Source organism: Furfurilactobacillus siliginis, assembly GCF_001437435.1.
GTDB lineage: Bacteria > Bacillota > Bacilli > Lactobacillales > Lactobacillaceae > Furfurilactobacillus > Furfurilactobacillus siliginis.
The window spans coordinates 149883-159980 of record NZ_JQCB01000004.1 but is presented as its reverse complement, the minus strand read 5'-3'; the positions used below and the strand labels follow the sequence as shown (position 1 = coordinate 159980).

Below are 10098 nucleotides of genomic sequence, written 5' to 3'. Positions count from 1 at the left end.
CTAGAACGGCCGTACGGATTGGTCTTCAATCCGGTAGGTTGTTCGTAGTCTGCACAGAGACTTGACTTTTGGCGCACGTTTTCACTATTTAAACGCGTAAATCAAAAAGCTTGAGTGTGGACGAAAATGTCACTAGAAAAGGGAGCTGCGACAATTAATTGTCGCAGCTCCCTTTTCCAGTGACATAAGTAATCAAATACGGTTATTTAGTCTCTGATTCCACAATTGGTAAAATTAAGAGCCGATCGGAAATCATCGGGTACGGACCGAATTTGCTTTCTCGTTCTTTGCGATACTTAGCAGCGCCGCTTTCAAAGAGCATAGCTAACTGATTATCATCAGGATTGTTGATGCTGATTTGTTCGACCGAAGGCGGCACATGGAAGCCAGTAACGCCGCCTGCAGGGGCGAAGAAATTGAAATCGCGACCTGAACGCTTATTTGGTTCCTTAACCAGAATTTTGGCATTTTTATCACCATTAGACTGAGAAAACATGGTGAGTCCGTGTTCTGTGGTCGTGAGTCCTTGCATGCGATCATATCCTGGTGCAAACGAGTTGATAACATGCTGTTTCACTAAGCCATCAATAAAGTGGTCCACGTTGCTAGAATAGGCTTTTCCAAGAATTTCGTCGGTCACTTTTACTGGATAGCCGTCTTCTTGAACCGGCATGGCGATGATTGCCCGGCTCTGTTTATCCTGCCCATATTTGACGATGACTAATTGATTGTTGTAGAAGTCGAGACCGGATGTACGAGCAGCCCATGGCAAATTGAACTTCTTGGTGCTGATGGGCCCCTTAACTTGTTCGGCATGGTAGTCGTCAATTTCTTTTTGAGAAACAGCAGCTAACCCGGCATACTTCGAAGAGTCTTCGGAAATCCATAGGCGTTGATGGTGCTGGTCATAGGCCAGACCGCCGACGTGTGATTTATTGTTTAGAAGCAGTGTCTTAACGTATTTACCAGTATGCTTATTGACAACAAAGATAAGAGAATTCAGGCGATGATCACCGTCGTAAGCGCTGATAAAGTAGTAGTCCTGATTTTGGGTAAGCCCTTGTGGGACCCAATCCTTACCGAGTGTTGGCTTTTTGGTTTGATGATTGATTGACCATGCACCACGTAGCCCAGGAATGACGACACTGTCCCAGTTCTTAAGCTTTGTTTTGCCTGAGTTATCTTGATTGACCTTGCGAATATTCTGGTCGAATTCCGCCTGTGTAATAAGGGGCTTTGTATCGGCCTGCCATTTTTTAACGTGCAGGTTAGTGTAGGTGAAGCGTTTAGCATGATCGTGATTTTCTTTGAAGAACATGCCTGCTGTGATGGCACCGCCGAGGATGACGATCCCCAGTAATGCCCAGAGTCCCTTTCGTTTCATAAGCACCTCTCGCTTTATCTAATTATTATGGAAATTATAGCATTTAATAAAGACACCACGCAGCTTCCCGCACTCGGGAGGTGACGTGGTGTCTTTAGGCGTTTATTTTAAAAGCTGCATAATTGCTGATTTTTGAGCCAATCGTTCGACTTCGAAATGTTCATTAGCAGGTAAATTAGGGTGCTTTTTAAATTCAGTAGCGACTCGTTTTTCAACCGCTACTTGTAGCTTTTGCTGAGTAGTTGGGTCTTTTAATAAATGTGTTAATTGTTGTGCTTGGGTAGTGCTTAACTGTAGCCAGGTCGTTGGAATCTGAAAAGTATAGGTTCGGTGAGCAATATCACCGTCTTCCCCGGACATAGCAAACAAGGCATGCGTCCAAGCGCTGCTGTATTGCCAGCGGGTCGTTTGTTTAACGAGGGTGGCGGTTGTTGTTTCAGTTGCATCGACATGGACCGTAGCATGCTCCAGTGGCGTTGGCTGTGGTTTTGCTTGCGAAAGGTTTGTTCTGTATAAATAAACCTTTTCGGTGCCATCACCGAGTGCTTTGTATAACAGAATGTCGGGATTTGTTTTGGCTGAGTTCGCAGCGCTGGTGACGGTTCTGGTGCAAATTTTCCTCGCTGACTTGATTTTAGTATACTGGGTGCCAAGAAACGAGGGATTGCGCGCATGAATCACTTTAAGGGACGCCACTTTCAAAAGGACATCATCTTAGTAGCCGTTGGCTACTATTTCAGATTCAGTCTCAGCTATCGTGACATCGTTGAATTGCTTCGGGATCGGGGTATCACTGTTCATCACACCACGGTCATGCGTTGGGTTCATCACTATGGCCCCATCTTTAAGGCTCTATGGCGTCGGCATCAAACAGCTCACGCTAAAAGTTGGCGAATCGATGAGACCTATATTCGAGTTAAAGGCCGTTGGGCCTATTTGTATCGCGCTATTGACAGTAACGGTTTGACCATGGATTTTGAGCTACGAAAACACCGCGATTATACCGCATCCTATCACTTTTTGAAGCGTCTCTTGACGACCAATGGTCGGCCTGATCGATTAGTCACTGATCAATATCGGGCAACACTGAAAGCAGTGAAGCACCTGATAAAGCAAGACTATTTGAGCAAATCAGCCCACCAATGTTCCAAATATCGAAATAATTTGATTGAACAGGACCACCGATTCATTAAACGTCATCGTGTCCGCTCAGCAAGCTTTCAAAGCATTCGAACCGCTAGTGCAACGTTGAGCGGTGTGGAAATTGTTCACGCAATACGCAAAAGAACCCGACGAGAGTTAAGTCTCATCGGGTTCTCAGTCGTGGACGAATTAGAAGCATTGTTAGCTGCATAAACTTCAACATAGGATCAATAGCTGGTTAGATGGTCATCTCTCACACTGTTTGCACCAGATCCCTGGTGACTAGTGTTTCAGTGTCAGTGCGCGTGACTTTCTTAAGCCCGTAGTGATACGTATCGTTGGCCACTAGTAAGGCAATCATACCAATGAAAAGCACGAAGAAGCCGGCGATGAACCAGCGTCGGCTGATGCTGGTTTTGGCTAGGACGATGCTGAAGAATAACCCGATGGTGGCGATGATTAATAGGCTAATAACCATTAGTTATGCCTCCTGATGTTCCCTGGTTTTAACCAGAAGGTGAGCACTAAGCCAACAAACGCAAAGATGGTTGCTGTCCAAAAGGCTGCATGATAGCCAGCTAAAGTTGCGTTCAAAGCATGATCACGATAGGCCAGTGGGGTTGCTTTGAGCATGTTTTTAGCAGGCATGTTGTTCTTAGTGACGTTGGTTAAAACAGAAATTAAGACAGCTGTCCCCATTGATGAGAAGACTTGCCGCCCAGTGTTATTGACCGAGGTACCGTGGCTCATCAAGCTGAGCGGTAAGGCATTCATTCCGGTTGTCGTAACTGGCATCATGACCATTGCAATCCCGAACATCCGAATCGTATACAGCAACGTAACGAAGATGATGGGTGTTGATTCAGTCAGTGTTGTAAAAAAGGCGGTGCCAACTGTTAGCAAAAGCATCCCCGTAATGGCAAGGCGGCGCGCACCAATACGATCAAAAATCCGGCCAGTGATGGGGCTCATCAAACCCATCATTAAGGCACCAGGTAATAGGATTAAACCAGAATGGAAAGCGGATTCGCCCCGAACGGTTTGAATGTAAAGTGGAACGACCATTTCGGCGCCCATCATGGCCATGTTAACGACGGCGACTTCGATCACGGATAGTGTATATACCGGTGAGGAGAACACACGTAGTTCCAGCAAGGGGTTTTTGATGGTTAGAGATCGCCAGACGAAGAGGCTAACAAAAATCGCCCCGACGATAAGTGTTATGTAAACTTTAGGTGCAGTCCAAGAGCTGGCACCGACGCTACTAAACGCGTATAACATGCTACCAAATCCAATGGTGGATAATGCGACAGACAACCAGTCAGCATTTGCTGGTTTGGTGGGAAAAATCTTGCGCATGGTGAAGAGTGCTAAACAAAAGACAATTACTGGGAATGGTAAGATGACGACAAACAGAGAGCGCCATGAATAATTTAATAATAACCATCCTGACAGGGTTGGCCCAATGGCTGGTGCCAGACCAATCACGATTCCGGCGAGGCCCATTGCAGAACCCCGCTTCTCTGGTGGGAAAATGGTCAACATGGTCGTTTGAAATGTTGGTGCGGTAATCCCAACGGCAACGGCTTCGATTAGACGACCAGTCAGTAGGATGCCAAAGGTGGGCGCAATCATACAGATGAAAGTCCCAATGAAAAAGATGACCATCGCCATTAGGTATAGTGACTTTGAGCTGAAACGCTGTAATAAGAAGGCAGAGATGGGAATTGTAATCCCCATGACCAACATGAATCCAGTGGTTAGCCACTGTACTGCATCAGCATCGATGTTAAAGGTTCGCATCAATGTGGGAAAGGCGGTGGTGAGGGTCGTCTGCACAATAAAGGTACTAAATGTTCCGATTAACATCGTAATGACTAAGGCAAGCCGATTAAATGGTTTGCCATTCGCGTCAACGACTTTGAAACTCGTGGAAGATTCGGACACAAAAAAGCCTCCTTTAGCTTAAAAAATAAGTGACATAAATAAGTTCTATAAACAGTCCAAGAAACAATTATACGCTCATGACTAATAAAAAGTTAGTAAAAGCATTATGGCATGATTGAATAACCCTGATGCTCACTAAATAGCATACTGCAAACAGTCAAAGAATGGGGTTAACTAAGTTTGGCAAACGGATAGGTAACTGTTTTAACTCCAGATTCAATGGTGTTATAGTGACAGGTAATTTCATTAAAGGAGTTCGGCATAATGAAGAAGAAAACAATGGCCAGTATTGCGGCACCATTTGTTTTAGCAACTGGCGTAGCGGGTATTTCAGAGCGTTTGTATCAGTATGCATTTGGTCGCGTACAAGAAGTACCTGAAACATCTAAGGAAAAGCAAAAGTATGCTGCTGATTATTACAACTATATCGAGTGGCTGCGTAGTCAACCGACAGAAACGTGGCTGCAACATGAAGACGACGCGGCACAGAAACTAGCAGCGACATATCTTGCGGCTGCGGTGCCGACCACGGATACGGTCATTGTTGCGCATGGCTATAAAGGTAATGGCGAAACGATGGCGAATTACGCGAAGATGTTTCATGAGCTGGGCTACAATGTTCTACTGCCTGATGATCGTGCGCATGGAAAGTCAGCAGGCCGGTACATCACATTTGGTTGGCTAGACCGTCTAGATTACTTGGAGTGGATCAACCGGATTTTACAACGTGATGGTGAGGATGCGCGCATTGTTTTATTCGGTGTGTCAATGGGTGGCGCGACGGTTGAAATGATGAGCGGCGAAACGTTGCCTGAACAGGTTCGCTGTATTATCGCTGATTGTGGTTACTCAAGCATTGATGATGAGCTGGTGTATTTGCTAAAACGAAACTTTCATTTGCCAAAGTATCCGTTTTTACCGGCTGTTAGCGCAATCAATCGCCGCCGCTTAGGATTTAACCTGAATGATGTTTCGTCTGTGACACAGCTGGCGCATAACAAGCGACCGATTTTCTTCATTCATGGCGAGAAAGACGTCTTTGTTCCTGCCAGTATGTTAGCTAAAAACTACGATGCAACGCAGGGACCAAAGGAAAAATGGATCGTTCCGAATGCCACGCACGCAGAAAGCTTTTGGGTGGATCCAGTGGCTTATCGTGATCGAATAGACACCTTCTTAAAGACGTACCTGACGTATCATGTGGCTTAGTGCAAGCGGAGAGAGGTTTTTTCCCCCGGCAGCCAGTCATTAGCAAACTCACTGCGTTCGTCGTCGCACGGATGTGGCGGCAGGCTTTGCGAATTCTTCGCAGCCCGGTTACCGTCAAAGTAAACGGTTCGTGTGACTGTAATCTTGAGCATTCACTTCAATTGAACTGGTAACGTAAAAATCACCGATGAGTTCAGTCTACTTCTACAGTAAGCTGAGTCGTCGGTGATTTTAGTTTAGCGTGTTCGTTTATTTAGGCGGTAACTGGGTCTTGTGACGCTAGTCGTCACACGCTCGTTAGTTTTTAGCGGCAATATCCCGCCGCTGGTAACCGACCAAAGCGATGGCGAAACAGACGGCTACAAGTGCCAACTGCCACCAAAAGACGGACCAATTCAGTGTGTGCACAGGGACACGACCAAGATAACCGAAGGGGGACAGTTTGTCGGTCCACTTAGGCAGATTAAGCAAGCCCCCCAGATAACCAACGAAGAAAATAAGTCCAAGATAGCCCCAAATGAGGTTCGTGAAGCGCGGCAGCCAACCGGCTAAGATTGCGGCGAAACTTAAAATGAGTAGGACAGCAGTACTGTTTGCAATAAAAATGTTAATAAAATTAGCACTTGGTAGTGGCTGTTTTAAAACAGCATTGGCCGCTCCGCCTAACCCAGCAATGCCGGCACCGAGTGTCAGCAAACTCGTTAAGCTGCCACCAATTATAAGGGTACCGAACAACCGCCAGCGCGGTGTTGGTCCTGCATGCAGGAGTTCTAGATAGCCACGATTCTCATCGCTAATGATCCGGTTAATCAGTTGTAATCCGGGGATAGCCGCTAAAACTGCGAATACAATCGTCAGCAGTGCCATAAACGATTTAATAATCTGTGTTGTGGCGGCATGCATTGCATGTGGATCACCTAGTAAGCCGGCGTAAAGGGGATTATGTTTTAGAATCCCGGCAACGCTATCGAAAACTGAGCCGTAGCTAGCGCCGAGGATTGCAACGGCAATGAGCCATACAAGAATCGTCGTTCGGTCTAATCGCCAGAATAAACCAGCTGGTCCCTTGAGCCACCAAACAGCGCGTTTACGACCGGGACGTGGCGCAATTAAACCGCTATTAAAGTCCCGATGTTCACGTAAGAGAAGTGTTGCAGTTAATAAAATTACGATGCTGATTAACATCAACAGTGCAGGTAGCCAATTGTTGTCGCGATAGCTGGAAAATTTTTCGACCCAGCCTAATGGTGACCACCAAGTTAGGCTCGGATGGGTGACATCAGTAACCATTCGCCACAAGTATGCGAGGCCGAAAACACCATAAGCCATACTCATCGCCCCACGACTACTACCACTGATTTGGGCACACACGATCGCGACGAGCGCAAATAAGAAACCATTGAGACCCAACCCGCAACTTAACACCAGGTTGCCGGCAAAAGTGGCACCAGTGAGACCCGAGAGCTGTAAGCCACCTAAATAGAGTCCAGTTAAACCGGCGTTCAATAAGAAGAGTTCGCTGATTGCTGCGTTAAGCGGCGCCAAGATACCGACAGCGTGTGCAGACACCAGTTCTGTGACGCCGGACTCTTCGTCACCACGGGTCAATGGGATAGCAAACGTAAAGTTCATGATTGCACCAAAGATCGCCATAAAAACAGTCATTTCGCTGGCGAAGACGTCTGCTGTGTTAAGGGGTGCGCTGGGCAACCGGCCGAACATTGCAATCATGGCTGGATTTTTCAATGTTGCAGTAATCTGCGCGATGTCTGCCTTTGTCCCGTATAAAGAATTAAATTTGCCAGCAATTGCAGCGAAGAGACCGGTCATGACCAATAGCCAAACTAAAAGCTTGCGCCAATCACGCCGCAGGTTAATGCGCAGTAGACGACCAGTTTGAAACGCCGCTTGGTTAAACATGATCGACCACTTCCTTTACGTTGTCGCCATCATAGTAACGAAGGAATAAATCTTCCAGTGTTGGTGGTGTGCTTTGAATAGCAGTCACTTGATGCGCAGCTAAGTAATTGATCACCGCCGGCATTGCCTCTGCATCAACGGTAAAGGTAATGCGCTGATGTGACGCATCGACAGTCACTTGATGAACACCAGCTTGTTGCGCTAAGTCGGCAAGTGGCTGTTTCGTTTGGACGGTCATTTGTGTGCGTGTTAAATGACGCATTTCAGTCAGAGAACCAGTTTCGATGATTTCGCCGGCACGAATAATGCCGATGCGATCACACATTCGTTCCACCTCAGATAAAATGTGGCTAGAAAGCAATACTGCCTTACCTTGCTCTTTTAGTGACAAGACGGCATCTTGAAAGACACGTTCATTAAGAGGATCAAGACCAGAGGTTGGTTCATCGAAGATATACAGATCGGCTTCTTGCGAAAGCGCGGCAATCAATGCCACTTTTTGCCGATTCCCTTTCGAATAAGTTCGTGCGCGCTTTGTTGGATCTAAGGCAAATTGCTTGATGAGCGCATCAGTCTTGGCGGTATGTTGTTGCTTGCTTAGCTTTAAAAACAAGTCGATGATTTCGCCGCCAGTCAGGTTAGGCCATAGATAAACATCACCAGGGACATAGGCTAAACGTTTATGAATGCTAACGGCATCATGATAGACGTCTTGACCGAAGATTGTTGCGGTGCCAGAAGTGGCCCGCAGTAGTCCAAGCAGTGTCCGAATGGTCGTTGATTTACCAGCACCATTTGGTCCAATGAACCCAAATACTTCACCTGGGAAGACGTCAAACGATACGTCCTTTAGCGCTTGGAATTTCCCGAATTGCTTTTGTAACTGTTCGATATGAATGATCGGCGATTGTGTTGCCATAATTATCATTCTCCTTTGTAAAAATGGGCAGGTGGCCTGTAGACGCCTGTTTTTAAGGTCAGTATGGCGTCGTGAAAACCCCGTGTCAACAATGCAATCTTGCCTAAACTGAACTTTAGAAGTATAAATAGTTCAGTCACTTGTGGGGCAAGGACAGAAACTGAACTCAAGCAGTAAAAAAAGGTTGATAAAAATGGATGGTAATCAGTTACGTAAGGCACATAAGCGCCAGCAGATCTTACAAACAGCGCAGCAACTATTTCTTGAAAAAGGGTATCTTGAGGTGTCAATTAAGCAAATCGCCAAACGTGCAGGTGCTTCGCAAGTTACCTTGTATAAGTATTTTCCAAGCAAGATTGCGCTAGGACGCGCGGTGGTGTTATCAATGATTGAGGCGGGGTATACTTATTACCAACAGATTATCGATGACCAGACAGCAACGTTTATGGAAAAGGTACAACAGATGATGACTGAAAGCGTGGCTGAATCTGAGGCGTTAGCGCCGAGCTTCTTTCATTTTCTAGTGGCTGAAATGCGTGGCGATAACGATGATCAAACGGTTCAAACCGCCTATGAAACGCAAAAACAACACTTTTGGCACACACTAATGGAACAGGGTCGGGCACAAGGGGTTGTGAATGATGCGGTTACCGACCGGGCAGCAATGACCTATGTAGATATGTATGTCTCTTACATTCAAAAGCCAAAGGACGCGACTAAAAGTCAAAAGAACTTTGATGCATTACACGCCGATGGTGAAATTTTGACGCAGATGTTCTTCTATGGACTAATGGGTAAACCAACGAAAGATGAGGCAGAGTAAATGGCACAGGCATTAACCAGTGATGAACAGCAACAATTACAAGCAATCATCGCCTATGCACAACATGTTTTAGGACAAGAACGTTCCGGTCATGACTTCTTTCACGTGGATCGAGTTGCTAAACTTGCGGCACAAATTGATCGGACGGAGGCAACGGGGCAACTGTTTTTGATTTTGGCAGCAGCTTACTTGCATGACGTAACGGATGAAAAAGTGGTGCCTGATCCGCAAACAGCCCATGTTGACTTGCAACAGCAGCTACAAACTTGGGGTGTTAATGACGAAACAATCGCTGAATTATTTGCCATTATTGATCACATGTCGTTTAGCAAGAATTTGACTGAGCATCAATTGTTGAGTTCGGCCGGACAAATTGTGCAAGATGCTGATCGAATGGATGCAATTGGCGCGATTGGAATTGCACGGACACTGACATATGGTGGGAATCATGACCGGGTGTTGTATGATCCAGAAATTGAACCACGCACGGGGATGACCAAAGCAATGTACCGTAGCAATGAAGGTACCACCATCAATCATTTTTATGAAAAATTGTTGCTGATTAAAAATCAGCTGAACACCCCGGCTGCGAAGGCCCTCGCGGAACATCGACAACAAGTAATGATCAACTTTTTGACAGAATTTAAGCAAGAGTGGGATGGTCAGGCGTAATCCTTGGCGGAGCCATTGAAACCTAGGAACGAGAGTGGGACAAAAGTCGGGAAGTCGTGAGCAAGACCTAGAACAACCTAC

10 protein-coding genes are annotated in these 10098 nt (G+C 46.2%); 4 read left to right on the top strand and 6 right to left on the bottom strand.

Annotation, left to right across the window (positions count from 1 at the left end):
- Nucleotides 1-202 precede the first annotated feature (202 nt).
- Together IV55_RS04420 and IV55_RS04415 are read right to left on the bottom strand one after the other, a co-directional pair.
- Complete coding sequence (locus IV55_RS04420) at nucleotides 203-1384, bottom strand: hypothetical protein (RefSeq protein ID WP_057809770.1); 1182 nt, start codon at nucleotides 1382-1384, stop codon at nucleotides 203-205.
- A 102-nt stretch (nucleotides 1385-1486) separates the two neighbouring features.
- Entirely contained in the window at nucleotides 1487-2065 is a 579-nt protein-coding gene (locus IV55_RS04415; RefSeq protein WP_057809768.1) for a DUF4811 domain-containing protein, read from the bottom strand.
- On the opposite strand from IV55_RS04415, the gene IV55_RS04410 reads away from it, so the two are divergent.
- Nucleotides 2057-2740: an IS6 family transposase gene (locus tag IV55_RS04410; RefSeq protein ID WP_002816607.1), complete on the top strand. Its 684-nt coding sequence runs from the start codon at nucleotides 2057-2059 to the stop codon at nucleotides 2738-2740. The two genes, IV55_RS04415 and IV55_RS04410, sit on opposite strands and share 9 nt — an antisense overlap.
- A gap of 40 nt (nucleotides 2741-2780) precedes the next feature.
- Here IV55_RS04410 and IV55_RS04405 read toward each other — a convergent pair whose 3' ends face one another.
- Nucleotides 2781-3005, bottom strand: a complete 225-nt coding sequence (locus IV55_RS04405) for a DUF4811 domain-containing protein (protein WP_057809766.1) — start codon at nucleotides 3003-3005, stop codon at nucleotides 2781-2783.
- Nucleotides 3005-4474: an MDR family MFS transporter gene (locus tag IV55_RS04400; protein ID WP_057809764.1), complete on the bottom strand. Its 1470-nt coding sequence runs from the start codon at nucleotides 4472-4474 to the stop codon at nucleotides 3005-3007. The genes IV55_RS04405 and IV55_RS04400 overlap by 1 nt, the downstream gene beginning before the upstream one ends.
- A gap of 264 nt (nucleotides 4475-4738) precedes the next feature.
- Between IV55_RS04400 and IV55_RS04395 the strand changes: the two genes are divergently transcribed.
- Nucleotides 4739-5683, top strand: a complete 945-nt coding sequence (locus IV55_RS04395; RefSeq protein WP_057809762.1) for an alpha/beta hydrolase — start codon at nucleotides 4739-4741, stop codon at nucleotides 5681-5683.
- A gap of 297 nt (nucleotides 5684-5980) precedes the next feature.
- Here IV55_RS04395 and IV55_RS04390 read toward each other — a convergent pair whose 3' ends face one another.
- Together IV55_RS04390 and IV55_RS04385 are read right to left on the bottom strand one after the other, a co-directional pair.
- Nucleotides 5981-7603, bottom strand: a complete 1623-nt coding sequence (locus IV55_RS04390; RefSeq protein ID WP_057809760.1) for an ABC transporter permease — start codon at nucleotides 7601-7603, stop codon at nucleotides 5981-5983.
- Nucleotides 7596-8522 (bottom strand): ABC transporter ATP-binding protein, encoded by a 927-nt coding sequence (locus IV55_RS04385; protein ID WP_057809759.1) that lies wholly within the window; start codon nucleotides 8520-8522, stop codon nucleotides 7596-7598. The genes IV55_RS04390 and IV55_RS04385 overlap by 8 nt, the downstream gene beginning before the upstream one ends.
- 193 nt (nucleotides 8523-8715) lie before the next feature.
- Between IV55_RS04385 and IV55_RS04380 the strand changes: the two genes are divergently transcribed.
- The gene (locus IV55_RS04380) at nucleotides 8716-9345 is read left to right on the top strand and encodes a TetR/AcrR family transcriptional regulator (protein ID WP_057809757.1); all 630 of its coding nucleotides are present in this window, start codon (nucleotides 8716-8718) and stop codon (nucleotides 9343-9345) included.
- Nucleotides 9346-10017, top strand: a complete 672-nt coding sequence (locus IV55_RS04375; protein WP_057809755.1) for an HD domain-containing protein — start codon at nucleotides 9346-9348, stop codon at nucleotides 10015-10017. It begins immediately after the preceding gene.
- The last annotated feature ends 81 nt before the right edge of the window (nucleotides 10018-10098 follow it).